The following is a 20,436-nucleotide window of genomic DNA, read 5'->3' as shown; positions in this document are numbered from 1 at the left end:
TCGGGTGCGCACGTGGTGCGATACGGAAAGGCGCGCTGCGTGAGTCGCGCTCGTCCAACCACCGTGCCGAGAACGGCTCGCACGATGCAAGTTCTGACGACGTGGGTCCGGTCACGCGACGGCCGTCACGTCGGTTCCTGAGCGGGTTTCCCGCTCAAAACAAGGGCTGTTCACCCAACCTTTACGACGCGCTCAGGCTTTACCGCAGGTAGAACAGGTTCTAGTCTGCGTCCATGGACAGACCTCTGCGCGTGATCCAGTGGACGACCGGCAACATCGGCCGGCGGTCGCTGCATGCGATCATCGGCCGCCCGGACTTCGAGCTGGTCGGTGTCTACGCACACGGCAAGGACAAGGTCGGCGTCGACGCGGCCGAGCTGTCCGGGTGGCACGAACCGACCGGGATCCTGGCGACCGACGACATCGACGCGCTGCTCGCGCTCGGCGCCGACGCCTGCTGCTACAACCCGCTGTGGCCGAGCATCGACGAGCTCTGCGCCCTGCTCGAGGCGGGCGTCAACGTCTGCTCCAGCGCCGCCTGGATCACCGGCGGCAAGCAGACCCCCGAGGACCTCGACCGGATCCGCACGGCCTGCGAGCGCGGCGGGTCGTCGATCTTCGGCAGCGGCGCGCACCCCGGCATGACCAACCTGGTGGGCATGGTGCTCAGCGGGTCGTGCGAGCGCGTCGACGAGATCCGGATCACCGAGTCGGTCGACTGCTCGACGTACGAGAGCGCGGAGACCCAGGGCGCCATGGGCTTCGGCAAGGACCCGGTGACGCCGGGGCTGGCGGAGCACGTACGCCGCGAGAGCGAGGTCTTCGCGGAGTCGGCCGCGATGATGGCCGACGCGCTCGGAGTGGCGCTGGACCGGATGACCTTCGACGTGGAGTTCACCGCGGCCACCGGCGACAGCGACCTGGGCTTCATGACGATCCCGGCCGGCACGGTCGGCGGCGTGATGGGCTACCACCGCGGCTGGGTCGGCGACCGCAACGTCGTCAGCGTCGGCTTCAACTGGACCATGGGCTCGCACGTCACGCCGCCCAAGCCGCTGCAGCACGGCCACGTGATCCAGGTCTTCGGCGTGCCGAACATGCGCACCGTCATCCACTGCCTGCCCCCGAAGGACTGGTCCGAGGGGTTCATGGACCTCGGGATGATCTACACCGCGATGCCGGTGACCAACGCCGTCCCGCACGTCGTCGCCGCTCCGCCGGGGATCGTCACGCTCGCCGACCTCCCGCCGATTACGGGACGCGCTGCCATCGCAGGTTGAGGAGGTTGCGCTAGCAACCGTCGCGAAACCCGGTGAGTGAGGGCAGCGCCGATGCTCGGCTCACGGGGTTTCGAGACAGGCGCAGAGCGCCTTCCTCAACCACCGGGAGGTCAGTGACCGACCACGAGCGCCGGGTCGACCGGGTGCTCGAGCTTCGTCCGGGGCAGGAAGAACGCCGGGACGAGGACGAGCGCGACCAGGATCGCGCCGACGAGGAACACGTCGCCGTAGACCTCGGCCGTCCCGGACGGCGTCGGGTCGGCGTCCAGGAGCCCGTTGGTCAGCAGCACCGTGAAGACGGCGGTGCCGATCGAGGCGGCGACCTGCTGGACGATGTTCATCAGCGTCGAGCCGCGGGCGATCGTGTGGTCGCGCAGGGTGGCCAGCGCCGACGACATGATCGGCATCATCGTGCCGCCCATCCCGAGGCCCATCACGAAGAGCGCGACCATCAAGAAGGTGTACGACGTGGTCTCGGTCAGCGTCGAGAACATCAGCATGCCGAGCGCGGTGACCGTGATGCCGGCGACCACGATCTTGCCGGGACCGATCTTGTCGGCGAGGACGCCCGCGATCGGCATGGTGATCATCGCGCCGAGACCCTGCGGGGCGAGCAGCAGGCCGGCGTGGAGGGCGTCCTCACCGCGGACCTGCTGGAAGTAGAGCGGGAAGAGCAGGCCGGCGCCGAAGAAGGAGATCGCGAAGAGCGACATCGCGACGATCGCGATCGTCATGGCCCGGTTCTTGAAGAGTCGGAGGTCGATCAGGGGGTGGAGGTTGCGGCGGTTGAGCGCCCACGGCACGAACGCGACGATCAGCAGGGTGCCGATGGCGACCGGGGTCACGACCTTGGTCGCGAAGAAGGTGCCGGTCTCGGGGATCGTCGAGACGCCGTACAGGAAGAGGGCGAGGCCCGGCGACAGCAGCACCATGCCGAGCCAGTCGAAGGACTCGGAGGGCTGGACGTCGTCCTTCGGCAGCGCGATCGAGGCGTAGACGATCGCGGCGATGCCGATCGGGACGTTGATCAGGAAGATCCAGTGCCAGCTGGCGACGTCGATCAGCAGACCGCCCAGGATCGGGCCGAAGATCGGGCCGAGCAGCATCGGGATGCCCATCACGGCCATCACCCGGCCGATCCGCTCCGGCCCGGCGGCCCGGGTCAGGATCGTCATGCCGAGCGGCATCAGCATGCCGCCGCCGAGTCCCTGGACGACCCGGAACGAGACCAGCATCGGCAGCGAGGTCGCGAGCGCGCACAGGGCCGAGCCGGCCGCGAACAGCACGATCGCGGTGAGGTAGAGCCGCTTGGTGCCGAACCGGTCCGCCGCCCAGCCGGTCAGCGGGATCACCGCCGCCAGCGCCAGCGTGTAGCCGGTCATCGTCCACGCGACCTGGGCCGGCGTGGCGTCGAAGACCTCGGTGAACGTCTGCAGCGCGACCGAGACGATGGTGATGTCGAGGATCGACATGATCGCCCCGAGCACGACCACCCCGGCGATGACGAGGACGCCGCGGTCGAGCTTGTCGGAGGCGGCCGGGGAGGGCTGTCCGGACGACTGGGTGGGGGTCTCGGTGCTCACCACACGACCCTAGGAGCGGCCTCCGACGCTCGCATCCGACTTTGGTGTGACCTTCGTCGGCGGGCGGTCGGGCGAGCCGTCAGGCGAGCTGTGCCTGGACCGCGGCGACGAGCGTCGGGTCCTCGGGCACGACCTGCGGGCTGAACCGGGCGACCACCGAGCCGGTGCCGTCGATGAGGAACTTCTCGAAGTTCCAGGTGACGTCGCCGGCCTCGCCCTTCTCGTTGGGCGTCTCGGTGAGGGTCGCGTAGATCTCGTGGCGGTCGTCGCCGTTGACGTCGATCTTCTCGGTCATCGGGAAGGTCACGCCGTACGTCGCGGAGCAGAACTCCTGGATCTCCTCGGCGGAGCCGGGCTCCTGGCCGAAGAACTGGTTGCACGGCAGGCCGACGACGGTGAAGCCCTTCTCGGCGTACCGCTCCTGGAGCTCCTCCAGGCCGGTGTACTGCGGCGTCAGGCCGCACTTGCTCGCGACGTTGACCAGCAGCGCCGGCTTGCCACCGGTGATCTCGCCGAGCGTCGTGGAGGTGCCGTCGAGCCGGCTGATCTTCGCGTCCAGGATGGTCATGACTACGAGCGTAGAAGGTGACGGGGAACAGCTGTAGGTGCGTCCGGATAGCGTCACGGGCGTGAGCTTCGTCCCGGTGACCGGCCCGGCCACCTTCCGGCCGGCCGAGCCGCCGCGCGAGGGCGTGGTCGAGTTCACCGACGACCGCCGCACCGTGGCCCTGCCGATCCGCGCGGCCATCCCGGTGCTGACCAAGGCGCGGACCCGCGAGGACCTGCACCCGAGCGTCAGCCTGCTCTCGGGGGCGGCGCTGCTCGGGATGCGGTTGGTGGCCGCGGGGAAGTTCGCGCCCGGTGGCAGCCCGCCGAGCTGGCGGGTCGCCGGCCTCGACCCTGACGACGAGGAGCGGATCGCCCTGCTCGGCCGCTCCGGGCCCGACGACCTGGTGCTGGTCCGCGAGCTGCTCGACGCCGTGGCGGACGCGCTGCCGAGGGCCGCACCGACGGCGGTCACCCCGCCGCCGCACCGGCCGCGCGGGGTCACCTTCGAGCAGCGGCTGCAGGCCCGGCTGGCCCGCCACCAGCGGGTCGACGTGGGAGACCTCCCGCAGCTGGTGACGATCTCGCTGCGGGTCGAGGCAGCCGAGGAGGAGCTGGTCGCGGGCGCCGTACGCCTCGTGCCGCAGGCGCACGACGCGCAGAACCCGCTCCACCTCACGGACCTGGCGCTCCTGTGGACCGGCACCCCGGAGGAGCACGGCTTCGGCGAGCGGGCGCGCACCCACGCGACCATCGCGCTGCGGGCGGCGGCCGACGCGTGGCCGGTCATCGACCGGCTGCTCGAGCTCCGGGTGCCCGACGAGATCACGCTGGATGCCGACGAGCTGGTGAGCCTCCTCGACGAGGGGGTCGGTGCGCTGCGCGAGCGCGGCGTCGACGTGCTGTGGCCCCGCAGCCTCGGGCGTGACCTCACGGCGACGACGGTCCTCGACCGCTCGGCCCCCGGGACCCGCGAGGGCCAGCTGATCGAGGGCCTGCTCGGCGCCGAGGCGCTCTTCTCCTTCAACTGGCAGATCGCCGTCCACGGCGACCCGCTGACCACCGAGGAGATGGACCAGCTGGCGGCATCGGCCTCCCCGCTGATGCGGCTGCGCGGCAACTGGACGGTCGTCGACCCGGCCGTGGCACGGAAGGCGCGCAAGCGCCTGGTGCGCACGGTCAAGCCGGCCGAGGCGATCGCCGCCGCGCTGACGGGGACGGTCCAGGTCGCCGACGTGACCGAGCAGGTGATCGTGGGGGCCAGCCTGCTCCAGGTGCGCGAGCAGCTGCTGACTGCGGCGACCCGCGAGCCGGTGCCGCCGCCGGTGGGACTGACCGCGTCGCTGCGCGACTACCAGCAGCACGGCCTCACCTGGCTGGCCGAGCTCACCTCGCTCGGCCTCGGCGCGTGCCTGGCCGACGACATGGGCCTCGGCAAGACGGTCACCCTGATCGCCCTGCACCTGCACCGCCGGGAGGCGGGGTCGTCCGGCCCGACGCTCGTCGTCTGCCCGGCGAGCCTGCTCGGCAACTGGGAGGACGAGGTACGCCGGTTCGCACCCGGGGTGCCGGTGGTCCGCTTCCACGGCAGCGCCCGGGACGTCTCTGCCGCGGGTGACGGGTTCGTGCTCACGACGTACGGCACGATGATGCGCGATGCCGAGGCGCTCGCCGAGGTGCCGTGGGACCTGGTGGTCGCCGACGAGGCGCAGCACGTCAAGAACTCGCGCACCTCCACGGCCCGGGCGCTCCGGTCGATCCCGAGCGCCGCCCGGGTCGCGCTGACCGGCACGCCCGTCGAGAACGACCTGACCGAGCTGTGGTCGATCCTCGACTGGGCGACACCCGGGCTGCTCGGCAGCCGCAACGCCTTCCGCAAGGTGTGGGCGGCGCCGATCGAGTCCGGCCTCGAGCCGACGAAGGCGCGGCAGTTCGCCGACCTGATCGGCCCGTTCCTGCTGCGCCGCCGCAAGTCCGACCCCGGCATCGCGCCGGAGCTGCCGCCGAAGACCGAGACCGACCACCGGGTGCAGCTCACCCGCGAGCAGGTCGTGCTCTACGAGTCGTTCGTCCGCGACACGATGGACCGGATCGAGCGGGCCGACGAGGACGCCCGCCGCGGTCTGGTGCTCGCGCTGCTGACCGGCCTCAAGCAGATCTGCAACCACCCGGCCCACTTCCTCAAGCAGTCCGCGGTCAAGCTGTCCGGGCGCTCCGAGAAGGTCGACCTCCTCGACGAGCTGCTCGGCACGGTGCTCGCCGAGGACGGCGCGGCGCTCGTCTTCACCCAGTACGTCGCGATGGCGCGGCTGCTCGAGGCGCACCTGACCCGGGCGGGGATCCCGCACCAGTTCCTCCACGGCGGCACCCCCGTGCGCGAGCGCGAGGCGATGGTGCGTCGCTTCCAGGCCGGCGAGGTGCCCGTCTTCCTGCTGTCGCTCAAGGCCGGCGGCACCGGTCTCAACCTGACCCGCGCCGACCACGTCGTCCACGTCGACCGGTGGTGGAACCCCGCTGTCGAGGAGCAGGCGACCGACCGGGCCTACCGAATCGGGCAGCTCCGGCCGGTCCAGGTGCACCGGATCATCACGCGCGGCACGATCGAGGAGAAGATCGCCGAGCTCCTGACCCGCAAGCGGGTCCTCGCCGACGCCGTGCTCGCGAACGGCGAGGCCGCGCTGACCGAGCTCGACAACGACGAGCTGCGCGACTTCGTCGCCCTGCGACCGGTCGACTGATGGCCGTCCTCCACCCGCGGGTCGCGCCCCGGCGCTCGACGACGCGGGCGACCACGTGGTGGGGCAAGGCGTGGGTGCGCGCGGTCGAGGAGGCGGCGTTCTCGGAGTCCGACCTGGTCACGGCGCGGACCCTGGCTCGCGGCGGTCACGTCGGCCAGATCACCACGCGGCCCGGAGGGTTCTTCGCGTCGGTCGAGGACCAGCACGGGCTCTGGACCGTCGACGGCGCGATCCCCGAGCTCGACGAGACCGGGACCGAGACCGTGGTCGAGGCGGTGGCCGCCGAGGCCGGTCGGATCGCGGCGCTGCTGGGCGGCGACCTGCCCCACGACCTGGTCGAGCACACCGACGAGGCAGGAGTCGAGCTGCTGCCGTTCGGCAGCGAGCTCGCGGCCACTTGCACCTGCGAGGCCTGGGCCGAGCCGTGCGTGCACGCCCTCGCCGTGCTGCAGCAGCTCGCGTGGCTGATCGAGGCGGACCCGATGGTGCTGCTGCAGCTGCGCGGTCTCGCGCGCGAGGACCTGCTGGGTCGGTTGCACGCCCGGCGCGAGTCGCCGGTCAGTGACGACGAGCGGGACCTGGACGCCGCGGTCGAGGCTGCGCTCTACGCCGCCCGGCTGCTGGACGACCCGCTCAGCTGAGGGCGCCGAGCGCCATCCGGTGGAGCACCTGGTGCATCTCGGGGTCGGGCAGCAGGCCGCTGTGCGGGGTGGAGTTGATCAGCCCGAACGCCGCGTGCGCCATCGCCCGCGCGGTCGGCAGGTCGAGCTCCGGGTCGCGGAGCCGGAGCTGGCCGGCCCAGAGGTCGACGTACTCCCGCTGCAGGGTGCGCACCCGCTCCCGTGCCTCCTCGGGCAGCGACTCCCAGTCGCGGTCCTGGACCACGATCAGCGGGCGGTGGCGCAGCGCGAAGTCGACGTGCCAGTCGACGAGGTCGCTGATGGCGGTCGTCGGGTCGGGCGCCGCCTCGGCCCGCTGGGTGCCGACCTGCAGCAGCTCCTCGCTGATCGAGACGAGCATCTCGGCGAGGACCGCCTGCTTCGACGGGAAGTGCTTGTAGAGCGCCGGGCCGGAGATGCCGCACGCTGCGCCCAGGTCGGCGACGGAGACGCCGTGGTAGCCGCGGGACGCGAAGAGCTCGGCCGCGGTCGCCAGGATCTGGGTCCGGCGGTCGGGAGGGCGGCTCACGCGCCCAGGTTAGTGGGGATTAACCCTCGGAGCCGCTCTGCTGCTCGTTCTGCTGCCCGTCCTGCTGCTCGGCGATCTGGCGGCGTACGTCGTCCATGTCGAGGTCCTTGACCGCGGTGATGACCTGCTCGAGGGCGGGTGCGGGCAGGGCGCCGGGCTGGGCGAACACGAGGATGCCCTCGCGGAACGCCATCAGCGTCGGGATCGAGGTGATCTGCGCCGCGGCGGCCAGCGACTGCTCGGCCTCGGTGTCGACCTTGCCGAAGACCACGTCGGTGTGGCGCTCGGCCGCGGACTCGAAGACCGGCGCGAACTGGCGGCACGGGCCGCACCAGGACGCCCAGAAGTCGACCAGCACGACGTCGTTCTCCACGACGGTCTGCTCGAAGGTGTCGGAGGTCAGCTCGGTGGTGGCCATGTCGTCTCAACGGTTCGGGCGCCGCGGGCATTCCGGAGGGTGGGTCGGCGGGATAGTCACGGACGTTGTGGTGGTCCTTCGGCCGGTTCTGCCACCAGTTCGTCCGTGACTACGCCGACGGTGGACCCGCAGGTTAATGATCGCTAACCTGACGGGGTGAGCCACATGAGGGAGCTGGTGGACGAGCTGCGCGAGCGGCTCGCGATTGCGCGGCAGGGCGGCAGCGAGGCGGCCCGGACCAAGCACACCGACCGCGGCAAGCTGTTGGTGCGCGACCGGGTGGACCGGCTGCTCGACCCGGGCAGCCCGTTCCTCGAGCTGAGCCCGCTGGCGGCGTACGACATGTACGGCGGAGCCGTGGCCAGCGCCGGCGTCGTGACCGGCATCGGCAAGGTGAGCGGCCGCGAGGTCGTGGTGGTCGCCAACGACGCGACCGTCAAGGGCGGCACCTACTACCCGATGACGGTCAAGAAGCACCTGCGCGCGCAGACCGTCGCCTCCGACAACCGGCTGCCCTGCATCTACCTCGTCGACTCGGGCGGCGCCTTCCTCCCGATGCAGGACGACGTCTTCCCCGACCGCGAGCACTTCGGCCGGATCTTCTTCAACCAGGCCAACCTCTCCGCCCGCGGCATCCCGCAGGTCGCGGCGGTCATGGGCTCCTGCACGGCCGGCGGCGCCTACGTCCCCGCCATGTCCGACGAGACCGTGATCGTGCGCAACCAGGGCACGATCTTCCTCGGCGGCCCGCCGCTGGTGAAGGCCGCGACCGGCGAGATCGTGACCGCCGAGGAGCTCGGCGGCGGCGACGTGCACGCCCGCACCTCCGGCGTCGTCGACCACCTCGCCGACGACGACGCGCAGGCGCTCGCGATCGTGCGCAGCATCGTCGACACCTTCGAGCGACCCGGCACTCCGCCGTACCACGTGCACGAGGTCGAGGAGCCGCACGACGACCCCGCGACCTTGTACGACGTCGTGCCGGCCGATACGCGTACGCCGTACGACGTCCGCGACGTGATCCGCCGGATCGTCGACGGCAGCCGGATGCACGAGTTCAAGAAGCTCTACGGCGAGACCTTGGTCTGTGGCTTCGCCCGGATCTGGGGCCACCCGGTCGGCATCATCGCCAACAACGGCATCCTCTTCAGCGAGTCGGCGCTCAAGGGCGCCCACTTCATCGAGCTGTGCAACCAGCGCGGCATCCCGCTGGTCTTCCTGCAGAACATCTCCGGCTTCATGGTCGGCAAGGAGTACGAGAACAAGGGCATCGCCCGCGACGGCGCCAAGCTCGTCACGGCCGTCGCGTGCAGCGTCGTCCCGAAGTTCACCGTGGTCATCGGCGGCTCCTTCGGCGCCGGCAACTACGGCATGTGCGGGCGCGCCTACGACCCGCGCTTCCTGTGGATGTGGCCCAACGCCCGCATCTCCGTGATGGGCGGTGAGCAGGCCGCGTCCGTGCTCGCGACCGTCGCCGGCAAGCCGGACGACGAGGACTTCAAGGCACCGATCCGCGAGCAGTACGAGACCCAGGGCTCGCCCTACTACTCCACCGCCCGCCTGTGGGACGACGGGATCATCGACCCCGCCGACACCCGCCGCGTCCTCGGCATGGGCCTCGCGGCCGCCGCCCAGGCCGGCCCGATCCCGGCGCCGTCGTACGGCGTCTTCCGGATGTGAGACGCGCAGTGGCGCGTCGAAATCCAGTGACCGAACCGAGGAGCTCGTGATGTTCACCCACGTCTTCATCGCCAACCGCGGTGAGATCGCCGCGCGGATCGCTCGCACCTGCGACCGGCTCGGCGTCCGAGCCACCGCCAGCTCCGGCGACTTCCTCGACCCGGCCGCGCAGGTCGCCCAGGCGCTGGCCGCCGGGGCTCAGGCCGTGCACCCCGGCTACGGCTTCCTCTCCGAGAACCCCGGCTTCGCCCGGGCCGTCGCCGACGCCGGTCTCGTCTGGATCGGCCCGCCGCCGGAGGCGATGGAGTCGATGGCGCGCAAGGACCACGCCCGCGACATCGCCGTGGCCGCCGGGGTCCCGGTCGTGCCGCGCGGCGAGGACGCCGGGTTCCCGGTGCTCGTGAAGGCGGCGTCCGGCGGCGGCGGCAAGGGCATGCGCGTCGTCCGCGAGGAGTCGGAGCTCGAGGAGGCCAGGTCGGCGGCAGCGCGCGAGGCGCGCAGTGCCTTCGGCGACGACACCCTGCTCATCGAGAAGTACGTCGAGCGCGGCCGCCACATCGAGGTCCAGGTCATGGCCGACGCCCACGGCAACGCGATCCACCTGTGGGAGCGCGACTGCTCCACCCAGCGCCGTCACCAGAAGGTGCTGGAGGAGGCGCCCGCACCCACGATCACGCCCGAGGTCCGCGCGCTGGTGACCAGCAGCGCGGTCGCGCTCACGAAGCACGTGGGCTACCAGAACGCCGGCACCGTGGAGTTCCTGCTCGACTCCGACACCGGCGAGGCCTACTTCCTGGAGATGAACACCCGCCTCCAGGTCGAGCACCCCGTCACCGAGGCGATCACCGGTCTCGACCTGGTCGAGATCCAGCTGCGCGTCGCCGCGGGCGAGCCGCTGCCGGTCGACCAGGACGACGTCACCGTCACCGGTCACGCCATCGAGGCCCGGATCTACGCCGAGGACTCGTTCGGCGGGTTCCTGCCCCAAGCCGGTACGGCGACGCGCGTGGAGTGGCCCACGGGCGTCCGGGTCGACCACGCCCTGACGTCGGGGCAGGTCGTGAGCACGGCGTACGACCCCATGCTCGGCAAGGTGATCGCCCACGGCGCGACCCGCGAGGAGGCCCGGCTCGCGCTGGTCGCCGCCCTCGACGAGACCGCGATCCTGGGGCTGACCACCAACACCGGCTTCCTGCGGGTGCTGGTCGCGAGCGACGAGTTCCGCGACGCGACCATCGACACCGCGTGGCTCGATGGCCACGAGGTCCCGGCGCCGGACCCCGCGCCGGCGCGCACGCTGGCGGCCTGGGAGGTCTTCGCCGCCGGGCGCGAGGACGGCGGCCCGTTCCGCTCCGACGGCTTCCGCCTCGGGTCCGAGCCCGCACCGGTCGTGATCGAGCTCGACGAGCCCGTCACCCTGACCGGGCCCGCCCCGACCGATCGATCGATCGGCGCGGTCCGAGCCGACCGGGTCGAGGTCGTACGCCAGGGCCAGCGGTTCGTCTTCGACCGGCCCGACGTCTTCGGCGACCATGCTGCCGACCTCGGCGACGGCACCATCGTGTCGCCGATGCCCGGCACCGTCCTCGACGTGCGGGTCGCCGACGGCGACCGGGTCGAGGCGGGCCAGCTGCTCGTCGTGCTCGAGGCGATGAAGATGGAGCTGTCGCTCAAGGCGCCCTTCGACGGCACCGTCGCCGCGCTCGCCGCGAGCACCGGAGCGCAGGTCGCGCTCGGCGCCACGCTCCTGGAGGTGACACCTGATGAGTGAGCTCCCGATGACGGTCCGCGCGGAGGGGATGCCCGACCGGGTCACGATCTACGAGGTCGGTCCCCGCGACGGGCTGCAGAACGAGAAGGCGCTCGTCGACACCGGCGTGAAGGCCGAGTTCGTCCAGCGGCTGCTGGCGGCCGGGCTGCCGATCGTCGAGGCCACCAGCTTCGTCCACCCGAGGTGGGTGCCCCAGCTCGCGGACGCCGCGGAGCTGATGACCCTGCTCGGCGAGGCCGGACGCGACTGCCCGGTCCTGGTCCCCAACGAGCGCGGCCTCGACCGAGCGATCGAGCTCGGCGCCCGGCACATCGCGATCTTCGGCTCGGCCACCGAGACCTTCGCGCAGAAGAACCTCAACCGCAGCCTCGACGAGCAGTTCGCGATGTTCGAGCCGACCGTGCGCCGCGCGCGCGACGCCGGTCTCGACGTCCGTGCCTACGTCTCGATGTGCTTCGGCGACCCGTGGGAGGGCGCGGTCCCGATCGACCAGGTGGTCGGCGTCGGCAAGCGGCTCTTCGACCTCGGCGCCAGCCAGCTCAGCATCGGCGACACCATCGGCGTCGCCACCGCCGGCCACGTCACCGCCCTGGTGCGCGCGTTCGTCGACGCCGGCATGAGCACCGACCAGCTGGCCATGCACTTCCACGACACCTACGGCCAGGCGCTCGCCAACACGTACGCCGCGCTGCAGGCCGGCATCACGACGTACGACGCCAGCGCCGGAGGCCTCGGCGGCTGCCCGTACGCCAAGAGCGCCACGGGCAACCTCGCCACCGAGGACCTCGTCTGGATGCTCCGCGGGCTCGGCATCGAGACCGGTGTCGACCTCCAGCAGGTGGCCGCGACCAGCGCCTGGATGGCCGGGCACCTCGGCCGCCCGAGCCCGTCCGCGGTCGTACGCGCTCTTACGGCAGAATCGAGTTCATGAGCCGTCGCGTCTATCTGCACATCGGGGCGCCCAAGACCGGCACGACCTACGTCCAGGACCGGCTGTCGGTGAACAGCAGGTCCCTGGCCCGCCACGACGTGCACTTCCCGACCGGCTCGCCGCTGGTCAGTCCGGCGCTCTTCCAGTTCCGCGCCGCACTCGACCTGCTCGGCCAGGACTGGGGCGGCCCGGCCGGCCACGCCGAGGGCTGCTGGGACACCCTCGTGCGCAAGGTGCGCCGACGGTCCGGGACCGTCGTGATCAGCCACGAGATCCTCGCCCCCGCGAAGCCCGCCCAGGTGGCCCAGGCGATGCGCGACCTCGCCGGCAGCGAGATCCACGTCGTCTACACCGCGCGCGACCTCGCCCGGCAGCTGCCGGCCGCCTGGCAGGAGAGCATCAAGCAGGGCCGCCGCTGGAGCTACGCCACCTTCCTGGCGCGCGTCGAGAAGGGTCGCAGCTGGTTCGGCCGCGCCTTCGACGTGCCCCGGGTGCTCGGCACCTGGAGCGCCGGCCTGCCGCCCGAGCGGGTGCACCTCGTGACGGTGCCGCAGTCCGGCGACGCCCATCTCCACGGCGACCCGTTGTGGCTCCGCATGTGCTCGGTGCTCGGCATCGACCCCGCGTGGGCGCCCGCCGACAGCGACCGCTCCAACCCGTCGCTCGGCGTCGCCGAGACGCAGGTGCTCCGCCAGCTCAACCGCCGGATGGAGCGGGCCGCGCGACGCGAGTCGTCATACGACGCCCTGATCCGCGACATGCTCGCGCAGGGCGAGCTGGTCAAGCGCGCCTCGGCGGCCGTCAAGCTGCCGCCCGACCGCTTCGGCTGGGCGGAGGAGCAGACCGAGCACTGGATCGAGTGGATCCGGGGGAGTGGGATCGACGTGGTCGGCGACATCGAGGAGCTGCGCCCCGTGCGCCCGCTCGAGGGCGACCGCTTCCGTGACCCCGACAAGGTCAAGGCCAAGCGCCAGCTGAAGACCGCGCTCGACGCTCTCGCCGCGATGACCCACGAGGCCGCGCGCCGGCCCGACCCCGAGCACTCGCTGACGACCCGGGTCCGCACCCAGGCGCAGCGGTTGCGCGAACGGTGACGCCCGGACCCGAGGACACCCCCGGCGTACGCCGCGCCTGGGGCTGGGTCGCCCACCTCCTGTCCGGGGGTACGACGCCGTGGCGTGTGTGGACCGACGAGGGTCGTCCCGGCGGGCGGGTGCTCCCGGGCGCCCAGCAGCTCGAGCTGCTCCGTCGGCTCAACCTCGTGGGCGGGGTGACTCCGGAGCTCGCGACGCGGGTGCTCGAGGCCAGCGCTCCCGGCCGCGGCCGACCCGACCTGGAGCTCGAGGGCTCGGTCGACCGGCTCGCCTTCGGGCCGCCGCCCGTCGACCCGGGCGACCTCCCCGACGACGAGCTGCTCCGGGTCGCGACCAGCCTGATCGCCGACGACGTCGTCGCCGCCGGCCTGCCCGAGCCTCGCCGCGTGGGGACCACCCGACCGTGGCGCACGCGCTACCGCCTGGTCGGCGACCCGCTGCTCGCGGACCCGCGCCGCGCCGACCTGATCGCGCGCGGCCGGCCGCCCGGCGGGCGGGGATCGGTGATCCTGGTGCTCGGCACCGACCTGGGCTCGATGCTCGTCCACGCCTGGACCGCCCGCAGTCTCGCCGAGGGCGCGCCCGCGTGGCGCGACTGGTTCGACTCCCTCGCCCGCAGCCGGACCGTCCCGGCCCGCGCCGACCTGCCCCGCGTCGCGCGCTTCTGGACCGACCGGGTGGGCATCGACCGGGTCCGGATCGTGCTCGAGCCGGCGCTGGTGCCGCGTCTGGTCGGCGTACGGCGTCCGCTCGCGACCGCGCCCGACCTGTCGGCCGACGCCGTCGACCTGTCCCGCCGGGTCGGGCAGGTGCTCGGCCTCCTCGCCGAGCCGGCCCGTCGCCGGGCGCTGCTGCACCAGACCCTGGCGCCGCACCTGGCCACCCACCACGGTCCCGGGCTCGGCGTGCCCCCCGAGCACGCGGCCTGGGTGCACGCCCGGGCCGAGCGGATGCGCGATGGGTTGCTCCGCGCTGGTTACGCTGTTCACGGCGATCCGGACAGCCTGCTGCCCGTCGACCACGTCGGCGCCTCCGAACCCTCGGACGCCGGAGTCCTGGCACTCGCCCTGCGCCTGCTGCTGGAGAAGCCGTTGGAGAAGGGGAAATGAGCAAGCGCGTCATCCTGCACGTCGGTACGCCGAAGACCGGCACGTCGTACCTGCAGGACGTGCTGTTCCGGAACCGCCGCGTCCTCGCCGGCGCCGGGATCCACTACCCGGCGGACCGGTTCGACGGCCACTTCCTCGCGGCGCTCGACCTGATGCGGCTGCCGTGGGGAGGGCTGGAGGCCGAGGCCGTCGGTGCCTGGGACCGGCTCGCCGCACAGGTCCGCGGCCACGACGGCACCTCGATCGTCAGCCACGAGATCCTCGCCACCGCCTCGCGGTCGCAGGCCGGTCGCGCGCTGACCTCGCTCGGCCACGGCGACGGCACCGAGGTCCACCTGGTCCTCTCGGTCCGCGACCTGGTCCGTCAGATCCCGGCCGAGTGGCAGGAGAACGTCAAGCACCGCAGCACCATCACCTACGGCGCCTTCCTCGACCAGATCAAGGACCCGCGCCGGGAGAGCCGGATCGCCACCTGGTTCTGGGGTGTCCAGGAGCTGCCCGACATCCTCAACCGCTGGGGCCACGACCTGCCGCCCGAGCACATCCACCTGGTCACGGTGCCGCCGGCCGGTGGGGCGCAGCAGCTGCTCTGGAAGCGGTTCAGCATCGCCTTCGGCCTCGACGGCATCGACCTCGACCTCGAGGCCGAGCGCGCCAACCCGTCGCTCGGCGCACCCGAGACGGCGCTGGTCCGCCGGATCAACCGGGCCGCCAACCAGCAGCTCGCCCCGAGCGACTACCGGCCCCTGGTGCGCGAGCTGCTCGCCCACCAGACCCTGTCCCGTCGCGGGCGCTCCCCGCGACTCGCCCTGCCGCCCGAGGCGCACCCGTGGGTCGGCGAGATCACCGCGTCGTGGATCACCGAGATCGAGCGCCGGGGGTACGACGTGGTCGGCGACCTCTCCGACCTGGTCGGCGCCCCGCCGGTGCTGAAGTACGCCGACCCCGACCATCCCAACGAGCGCCAGGTGTCGGGGGCCGCGGTCGACGCGATCACCGCGCTGCTGCTCGAGGGTGCACGGCTGCGCCAGTCCGAGGAGCGGCTGCAGCGCGAGCTGCACGACACCCAGGTCGCCCTGGAGCGGTCCTACCTGCGCCCGACGTACCGCTGGCGGGAGAAGCTCGTGCGCCGGCTGCAGTCGGGCAGGCTCGGCCGGGGTGCGCTGAAGGCCTACCGCCGCGCCCGCGGACGCAGCTCGCGCCCCGCGTAGCGACCGACCCGCCAGGTGTCGACGCCGTCGATGCCCATGCCGAAGACGCCGCCGACCAGCGGCACCCGCCGGCCGATGGTGATCGCGAGCCGCTTGCCGCCCGCCTGGGTGATCAGGTCGGAGGTGACCTCCGCCGACAGCACCCGGTCGAGGTCGGGGTCGTTGACGGGGGCGGTGGCGAGCGCCATCGGTGGCGCGGGCAGCAGCTTGCGCTTGATCAGGTCGTTGACCTGGTCCTCGCCGAGCATGCAGGCGAGGATCGCGTTGCGGACCCGGGCGTCGTCGAGGTCGTAGCCGCGCAGGTGGGCGATCGCGGCGATCATCCGAGCCTGGATCAGGGCCAGCCCGGTGACGTTGGCGGGGATCATCACGGCCGCGGTGACGACGCCGCCGAGCCCGGTGACCAGGCCCTGCGCCCCGGCGTACCTGACGTGGACGTCGATGGTCGCGTGGACGGCCTTCTCGACGTCACCGCGGTGCTCGCGCAGCTCCTTGTCGGCAGCCTCCGCGGCGGGGGGCAGCGGGCCCACGCCGTTGATCGCCCGGTGCAGCGCCTCGCGGACGAACGACGCCGTCAGCTCGGGCGCCATGCGTGGGACGCGGGGAGCGACGTGCTTGGTGAGCGCGGCGTTCGTCTTGGACCCCATGCTGTCGATCCTACGGAGCGGGCGGCTACGGTCGGATCCGTGCCCGTCGAGCCACCACCGTCGCGCTGGTCGTTCGGCGACCCCTCGCGCTACGACCCGGTCGACGACCTGGTCGCCATGGGCGCCGACCTCGAGCCGGGCACCCTGCTGGCGGCGTACCGCCGTGGCCTCTTCCCGATGCCGTCGGGCGAGCCGGGTGACCCGATGTGCTGGTTCTGCCCGGTGCGTCGCGGGATCCTGCCGCTGGACGGGCTGGTCGTGTCCAAGTCGCTGCGGCGCTCGGTGCGCGACCACGAGATCCGCGTGGACACGGCCTTCGCCGAGGTGGTCGACGCCTGCGGGGACCCGAGCCGGCCGTCGGGGTGGATCGATGCGGACATCCGTGCGGCGTACCTCCGGCTCCACGAGCTCGGCTGGGCGCACTCGGTGGAGACCTGGCGCGCGGGGCGGCTCACCGGTGGCCTGTACGGCGTCGCCATCGGCGGGCTCTTCGCGGGCGAGTCGATGTTCCACCGCGAGCGCGACGCGTCGAAGGTGGCCCTGGTCGGACTGGTCGACCTCCTGACCGACGAGCACGTGGCAGACCGGCTGCTCGACGTGCAGTGGCTGACCCCGCACCTCGAGTCCCTCGGGGCCGTCGAGGTCACCCGCGGCATGTATCTGGGCCGCCTGGAACGCGCTCTTCACCTGCAGACACCGGCTTTTCCTGCCGCGTCCGGGTGAGGTGTGGATCGTCCGGCCGCGGGAAGGGTGGCCCCGACGGACCGACGAACGAGGAGACGGACGATGCGCGCGACCACCGGCAAGCGGACCACCAGGGCAGCACTCACGATCGCGAGCGGAGCACTCCTGCTCAGCGGCCTGACGGCCTGCGGAGGCAGCGACGGAGGTGGCAGCGGGTCGGCCGCGCCGGACGACGCGTCGAAGGACGACTTCTGCACCGCCTTCAACGGGCTCTACGAGAAGGTGATGGCCGACATGACCTCGGCCGACACCTCGAAGGCGATCGCGGCCTTCAAGGACTGGGCCGCTGACATGAAGAAGGTCGGCACGCCCGACGACATGCCCGAGGACGCCCGCCGCGGCTTCGAGGTGTTCGTCGACGCCGCCGCGAAGATCGACGACGACGCCACCGTCGACGACCTGCAGAACCTCGGCGACGACCTCAGTCAGGCCGACCAGGACGCCGGGGACACCTTCGGCAACTGGGCGTCCGACAACTGCCCCTCGGGTCTGCCGACGGACGACGCCTCGGCCCTGTCGAGCGCCATCCCGTCGGACCTCCCGAGCGACCTGCCCACCGACCCGAGCGAGCTCGAGTCGATGATGAGCGAGCTCACGGCGAGCGCCGGGAGCTGATCGCTCAGACGACCCGCGGCGGCTGGCCGGTGTCGCTCACCATCGGGCGACCGGCCGCCGCCCAGTCGAGCATCCCGCCGTCGAGGTTGACGACGTCGTAGCCCTGCTCGGCCAGCCAGGCGACGACCTGGCCGGACCGGCCGCCGACCTTGCACACCACGAGGGTCTGTCCGCCACCCACCTCGTCGAGCCTGGTGGGCAGGTCGTTCATCGGGATGTGCACGGCCCCGTCGATGTGGCCGTGCTCCCACTCGAAGTCCTCGCGGACGTCGAGCACCGAGAGCTCCTCGGGCAGCGGGTCGGGCACGGCGTCGATGCCCACGGTCGGGATCTGGCTCATCGGTCAGTCACTCATTTCAGGAGCTTGCTCATGCGGCGGTCGGCGAGCGGCTTGCCGCCGGTCTGGCAGGTGGGGCAGTACTGCAGGCTCGAGTCGGCGAACGACACCTCAAGCACCGTGTCACCGCAGACCGGACACTTCTGACCGGTCTTGCCGTGCACCGCGAGGTTCGTCTTCTTCTCGCCCTTGAGCTCGCTGGCGTGCAGACCGCGGGAGCGGTCGACGGCGTCGCCGAGGGTGGTGCGGATGGCGTCGTACAACGTCGTCAGCTCGTCCGGGGTCAGTCCGCTCGCCGGCTTGAACGGCGACATCTTCGCGGCGTGCAGGATCTCGTCGGAGTAGGCGTTGCCGATCCCGGCGATGGTGCCCTGGTGGCGGAGCACGCCCTTGAGCTGCTTGCGGCCCTCGCGCTCGAGGATCTCGGAGAGCCGCTCGATGGTGAAGTCGTCGGTGAGCGGGTCGGGGCCGAGGCTGGCGATGCCGGGCACGTCCATCGGGTCGCGGACGACGTACATGGCCAGGCTCTTGCGGGTGCCGGCCTCGGTGATGTCGAGCCCGGACTGGTCGTCGAGGACCACCCGGACCGCGAGCGTCGACTTGCTGCTCGGCTTCGGCGGGATCGTGGGCACCTCGTCGCGCCAGCGGATCCAGCCGGCGCGGGCGAGGTGGAGGATGACGTGCAGCCCCGACGCCTCGATGTCGAGGAACTTGCCGTGCCGCGTGACGCTGTCGACCAGCGTGCCCTCCACCGCCGACAGCGGCGGGTCGAAGGTCTTGAGGGCGCTGAACGCCGCGAGGTGGACCTTCGCGATGGCATGCCCGTCGAGCCGGCTCCCCAGGTCGAGAGCCAGGGCTTCCACCTCGGGCAGCTCGGGCACAGGTCGAGTCTAGGCAGAACCGGTGACAGGTCTTGCGGATCGGGAGCATCATGGAGACGTGCCCGCCGTACGCCCGCTGCCGGAGACGGGGTCGATCTTCCTCGACGCCCGCGGGGGCGACCGCGCGCTGCGGGTCTCGTGGCACCAGGAGTCCGGGCTGGTCGTGCTGTCGCTGTGGCGCGAGAACGTCTGCGCCGGGTCGTTCCGGCTGGCCATCGACGAGGTGCCCGACCTGATCGAGATGCTCCGCGCCGGGCTGGTGCGCTCCTACGAGGACGCCCGCGACCGGCTGGGCGTCGTCGAGTCCGCCTGACGTCGAATCGAGACTTCCGTCGGTCGAATCGAGAGTTCCGTCGGTCGAAACTCTCGATTCGACTGACGGAAGTCTCGATTCAACCGGGAGCGGCGGGTTGTCTACGGAATCCGCTAGAAAGCCGGATACCGTCCTGACGTGGACCCGATCAGGAACCCGTACGCCCCCGGGGCCGGCCAGCGCCCGCCCGAGCTCGCCGGCCGCGACCGCGAGCTGGAGCAGTTCGAGGTGACCCTGGAGCGGGTCGCGGCGGGGCGTCCCGAGCGGAGCATGGTGCTCTCCGGCCTGCGCGGGGTCGGCAAGACCGTGCTGCTCAACGCGCTGCGCGGCCAGGCCGTGCGCCGGGCGTGGGGGACCGGCAAGATCGAGGCCCGCCCCGACCAGTCGATCCGGATCCCGGTCGCCCAGGCGGTGCACGCCGCGGTCCGCGAGGTCTCCCATCGGCACCGTGACCCCGACCGGGTCGACGAGGTCGCCGGGGTGCTGAAGAGCTTCGCGGTGCGCACCGGGATGGAGGACCGCAAGGGGATGCGGTGGACCCCGCCGGTCGACGTACCCGCCGCCAAGGGGCGCGCCGACTCCGGCGACCTCGAGCTCGACCTGGTCGAGCTCTTCACCGACGTGGCGACGCTGGCGGGCGACCTCGGCGTGGGCATCGCGCTGTTCGTCGACGAGATGCAGGACATCGCGATCCCGGAGCTCGCCGCCCTCTGCGGCGCCTGCCACGAGATCAGCCAGCAGGGCGCGCCGCTGATCATCGTCGGCGCCGGGCTGCCGCACCTGCCGGTCGCGCTCGCCGCGTCGAAGTCGTACGCCGAACGCCTCTTCCGCTACGTCTCGGTCGACCGGCTGCCCCGGGAGATGGCCGAACGGGCCTGGCGGCTGCCGGCCGCCGAGGAGGACGTCGACTTCGAGGACGACGCGCTCGACGAGCTCTACCGGCTGACCGACGGCTACCCCTACTTCGTCCAGGCCTACGGCAAGGTGACGTGGGACGCCGCGGTCGGCACCCCCATCCGCGTCGCCGACGTCCACGAGGCCGCGCCGGAGGCCGAGGCCGAGCTCGCGGTCGGCTTCTTCGGCGCCCGCTACGACCGGGCGACCCCGGCCGAGCGCGACTACATGGTCGCGATGGCGGACCTGGGGGCTGGCCCGCAAGACGGCACGGGCGACGGCACCGTCGACGGCCCCATCTCGACCGCCGACGTCGCGAAGCACCTGGACCGCAAGCCGCAGTCGCTGAGCCCGGCCCGCGACGGGCTGATCAAGAAGGGCCTCGTCTACTCCGCCGAGCGGGGCAGCGTGGCCTTCACGGTGCCCCACTTCGGCAAGTTCCTGAGGTCCCGGTGA

At 72.1% G+C, this 20,436-nt stretch carries 20 protein-coding genes; 13 read left to right on the top strand and 7 right to left on the bottom strand.

The window, feature by feature from the left end:
• Window positions 1–233 precede the first annotated feature (233 nt).
• Window positions 234–1,280, top strand: coding sequence for an NAD(P)H-dependent amine dehydrogenase family protein (locus ABLE68_RS07880; RefSeq protein WP_348870764.1), 1,047 nt, complete (start codon window positions 234–236; stop codon window positions 1,278–1,280).
• 110 nt (window positions 1,281–1,390) lie between these two features.
• Here ABLE68_RS07880 and ABLE68_RS07875 read toward each other — a convergent pair whose 3' ends face one another.
• A complete protein-coding gene (locus ABLE68_RS07875) occupies window positions 1,391–2,863 on the bottom strand; it encodes a DHA2 family efflux MFS transporter permease subunit (protein WP_348870763.1) in 1,473 nt (490 codons plus the stop codon).
• A 79-nt stretch (window positions 2,864–2,942) separates the two neighbouring features.
• The gene (locus tag ABLE68_RS07870; protein ID WP_348870762.1) at window positions 2,943–3,431 is read right to left on the bottom strand and encodes a glutathione peroxidase; all 489 of its coding nucleotides are present in this window, start codon (window positions 3,429–3,431) and stop codon (window positions 2,943–2,945) included.
• Between the two features lie 61 nt (window positions 3,432–3,492).
• Between ABLE68_RS07870 and ABLE68_RS07865 the strand changes: the two genes are divergently transcribed.
• Window positions 3,493–6,147 carry a DEAD/DEAH box helicase gene (locus ABLE68_RS07865; RefSeq protein WP_348870761.1) on the top strand — a complete coding sequence of 885 codons (2,655 nt, stop codon included), beginning with the start codon at window positions 3,493–3,495 and terminating at the stop codon, window positions 6,145–6,147.
• A complete protein-coding gene (locus tag ABLE68_RS07860; protein WP_348870760.1) occupies window positions 6,147–6,788 on the top strand; it encodes an SWIM zinc finger family protein in 642 nt (213 codons plus the stop codon). The genes ABLE68_RS07865 and ABLE68_RS07860 overlap by 1 nt, the downstream gene beginning before the upstream one ends.
• Here ABLE68_RS07860 and ABLE68_RS07855 read toward each other — a convergent pair.
• Both ABLE68_RS07855 and trxA read right to left on the bottom strand, forming a co-directional pair.
• Window positions 6,781–7,335 (bottom strand): SACE_7040 family transcriptional regulator, encoded by a 555-nt coding sequence (locus ABLE68_RS07855; RefSeq protein WP_348870759.1) that lies wholly within the window; start codon window positions 7,333–7,335, stop codon window positions 6,781–6,783. The two genes, ABLE68_RS07860 and ABLE68_RS07855, sit on opposite strands and share 8 nt — an antisense overlap.
• A 19-nt stretch (window positions 7,336–7,354) precedes the next feature.
• Complete coding sequence (gene trxA / locus ABLE68_RS07850) at window positions 7,355–7,753, bottom strand: thioredoxin (protein ID WP_348870758.1); 399 nt, start codon at window positions 7,751–7,753, stop codon at window positions 7,355–7,357.
• 165 nt (window positions 7,754–7,918) lie between these two features.
• Here trxA and ABLE68_RS07845 point away from each other — a divergent pair, with 165 nt between their 5' ends.
• The 6 genes from ABLE68_RS07845 to ABLE68_RS07820 are packed head-to-tail and all read left to right on the top strand — an operon-like array spanning window position 7,919 to window position 15,549.
• Window positions 7,919–9,433 carry a carboxyl transferase domain-containing protein gene (locus ABLE68_RS07845; RefSeq protein ID WP_348873246.1) on the top strand — a complete coding sequence of 505 codons (1,515 nt, stop codon included), beginning with the start codon at window positions 7,919–7,921 and terminating at the stop codon, window positions 9,431–9,433.
• Window positions 9,434–9,482: 49 nt separating this feature from the next.
• On the top strand, window positions 9,483–11,204 hold the full coding sequence (locus ABLE68_RS07840) for an acetyl/propionyl/methylcrotonyl-CoA carboxylase subunit alpha (protein ID WP_348870757.1): 1,722 nt from the start codon (window positions 9,483–9,485) through the stop codon (window positions 11,202–11,204).
• Entirely contained in the window at window positions 11,197–12,135 is a 939-nt protein-coding gene (locus tag ABLE68_RS07835; protein ID WP_348870756.1) for a hydroxymethylglutaryl-CoA lyase, read from the top strand. Before ABLE68_RS07840 ends, ABLE68_RS07835 begins: the two co-directional genes overlap by 8 nt.
• Entirely contained in the window at window positions 12,132–13,229 is a 1,098-nt protein-coding gene (locus tag ABLE68_RS07830; RefSeq protein ID WP_348870755.1) for a hypothetical protein, read from the top strand. The genes ABLE68_RS07835 and ABLE68_RS07830 overlap by 4 nt, the downstream gene beginning before the upstream one ends.
• Window positions 13,226–14,338, top strand: a complete 1,113-nt coding sequence (locus ABLE68_RS07825) for a hypothetical protein (protein ID WP_348870754.1) — start codon at window positions 13,226–13,228, stop codon at window positions 14,336–14,338. The genes ABLE68_RS07830 and ABLE68_RS07825 overlap by 4 nt, the downstream gene beginning before the upstream one ends.
• Complete coding sequence (locus ABLE68_RS07820; protein WP_348870753.1) at window positions 14,335–15,549, top strand: hypothetical protein; 1,215 nt, start codon at window positions 14,335–14,337, stop codon at window positions 15,547–15,549. The genes ABLE68_RS07825 and ABLE68_RS07820 overlap by 4 nt, the downstream gene beginning before the upstream one ends.
• Here the strand turns inward: ABLE68_RS07820 and ABLE68_RS07815 are convergent.
• Window positions 15,510–16,196, bottom strand: a complete 687-nt coding sequence (locus ABLE68_RS07815; RefSeq protein ID WP_348870752.1) for an EcsC family protein — start codon at window positions 16,194–16,196, stop codon at window positions 15,510–15,512. The two genes, ABLE68_RS07820 and ABLE68_RS07815, sit on opposite strands and share 40 nt — an antisense overlap.
• 39 nt (window positions 16,197–16,235) lie before the next feature.
• Between ABLE68_RS07815 and aat the strand changes: the two genes are divergently transcribed.
• Window positions 16,236–16,919: a leucyl/phenylalanyl-tRNA--protein transferase gene (aat, locus tag ABLE68_RS07810; protein WP_348870751.1), complete on the top strand. Its 684-nt coding sequence runs from the start codon at window positions 16,236–16,238 to the stop codon at window positions 16,917–16,919.
• A gap of 63 nt (window positions 16,920–16,982) precedes the next feature.
• Entirely contained in the window at window positions 16,983–17,555 is a 573-nt protein-coding gene (locus tag ABLE68_RS07805; protein ID WP_348870750.1) for a hypothetical protein, read from the top strand.
• A 4-nt stretch (window positions 17,556–17,559) separates the two neighbouring features.
• Here ABLE68_RS07805 and ABLE68_RS07800 read toward each other — a convergent pair whose 3' ends face one another.
• Together ABLE68_RS07800 and ABLE68_RS07795 are read right to left on the bottom strand one after the other, a co-directional pair.
• On the bottom strand, window positions 17,560–17,895 hold the full coding sequence (locus ABLE68_RS07800) for a rhodanese-like domain-containing protein (protein WP_348870749.1): 336 nt from the start codon (window positions 17,893–17,895) through the stop codon (window positions 17,560–17,562).
• Between the two features lie 11 nt (window positions 17,896–17,906).
• On the bottom strand, window positions 17,907–18,773 hold the full coding sequence (locus ABLE68_RS07795) for an Fpg/Nei family DNA glycosylase (RefSeq protein WP_348870748.1): 867 nt from the start codon (window positions 18,771–18,773) through the stop codon (window positions 17,907–17,909).
• Window positions 18,774–18,831: 58 nt separating this feature from the next.
• Between ABLE68_RS07795 and ABLE68_RS07790 the strand changes: the two genes are divergently transcribed.
• Both ABLE68_RS07790 and ABLE68_RS07785 read left to right on the top strand, forming a co-directional pair.
• Window positions 18,832–19,086: a hypothetical protein gene (locus ABLE68_RS07790; RefSeq protein ID WP_348870747.1), complete on the top strand. Its 255-nt coding sequence runs from the start codon at window positions 18,832–18,834 to the stop codon at window positions 19,084–19,086.
• A 138-nt stretch (window positions 19,087–19,224) separates the two neighbouring features.
• The gene (locus ABLE68_RS07785) at window positions 19,225–20,436 is read left to right on the top strand and encodes an ATP-binding protein (protein ID WP_348870746.1); all 1,212 of its coding nucleotides are present in this window, start codon (window positions 19,225–19,227) and stop codon (window positions 20,434–20,436) included.

Origin of the sequence: Nocardioides pollutisoli, from assembly GCF_040045055.1 — a bacterium.
Lineage (GTDB): Bacteria > Actinomycetota > Actinomycetes > Propionibacteriales > Nocardioidaceae > Nocardioides > Nocardioides tweenelious.
This window is presented reverse-complemented; position numbering and strand designations above follow the sequence as displayed.

Coding starts and splice junctions, on each gene's coding strand:
- ABLE68_RS07880 (WP_348870764.1), top strand. CDS start 234: ATGGACAGACCTCTGCGCGTGATCCAGTGGACGACCGGCAACATCGGC.
- ABLE68_RS07870 (WP_348870762.1), bottom strand. CDS start 3,431: ATGACCATCCTGGACGCGAAGATCAGCCGGCTCGACGGCACCTCCACG.
- ABLE68_RS07860 (WP_348870760.1), top strand. CDS start 6,147: ATGGCCGTCCTCCACCCGCGGGTCGCGCCCCGGCGCTCGACGACGCGG.
- trxA (WP_348870758.1), bottom strand. CDS start 7,753: ATGGCCACCACCGAGCTGACCTCCGACACCTTCGAGCAGACCGTCGTG.
- ABLE68_RS07845 (WP_348873246.1), top strand. CDS start 7,919: ATGAGGGAGCTGGTGGACGAGCTGCGCGAGCGGCTCGCGATTGCGCGG.
- ABLE68_RS07840 (WP_348870757.1), top strand. CDS start 9,483: ATGTTCACCCACGTCTTCATCGCCAACCGCGGTGAGATCGCCGCGCGG.
- ABLE68_RS07835 (WP_348870756.1), top strand. CDS start 11,197: ATGAGTGAGCTCCCGATGACGGTCCGCGCGGAGGGGATGCCCGACCGG.
- ABLE68_RS07830 (WP_348870755.1), top strand. CDS start 12,132: ATGAGCCGTCGCGTCTATCTGCACATCGGGGCGCCCAAGACCGGCACG.
- ABLE68_RS07820 (WP_348870753.1), top strand. CDS start 14,335: ATGAGCAAGCGCGTCATCCTGCACGTCGGTACGCCGAAGACCGGCACG.
- ABLE68_RS07815 (WP_348870752.1), bottom strand. CDS start 16,196: ATGGGGTCCAAGACGAACGCCGCGCTCACCAAGCACGTCGCTCCCCGC.
- ABLE68_RS07805 (WP_348870750.1), top strand. CDS start 16,983: ATGCGCGCGACCACCGGCAAGCGGACCACCAGGGCAGCACTCACGATC.
- ABLE68_RS07800 (WP_348870749.1), bottom strand. CDS start 17,895: ATGAGCCAGATCCCGACCGTGGGCATCGACGCCGTGCCCGACCCGCTG.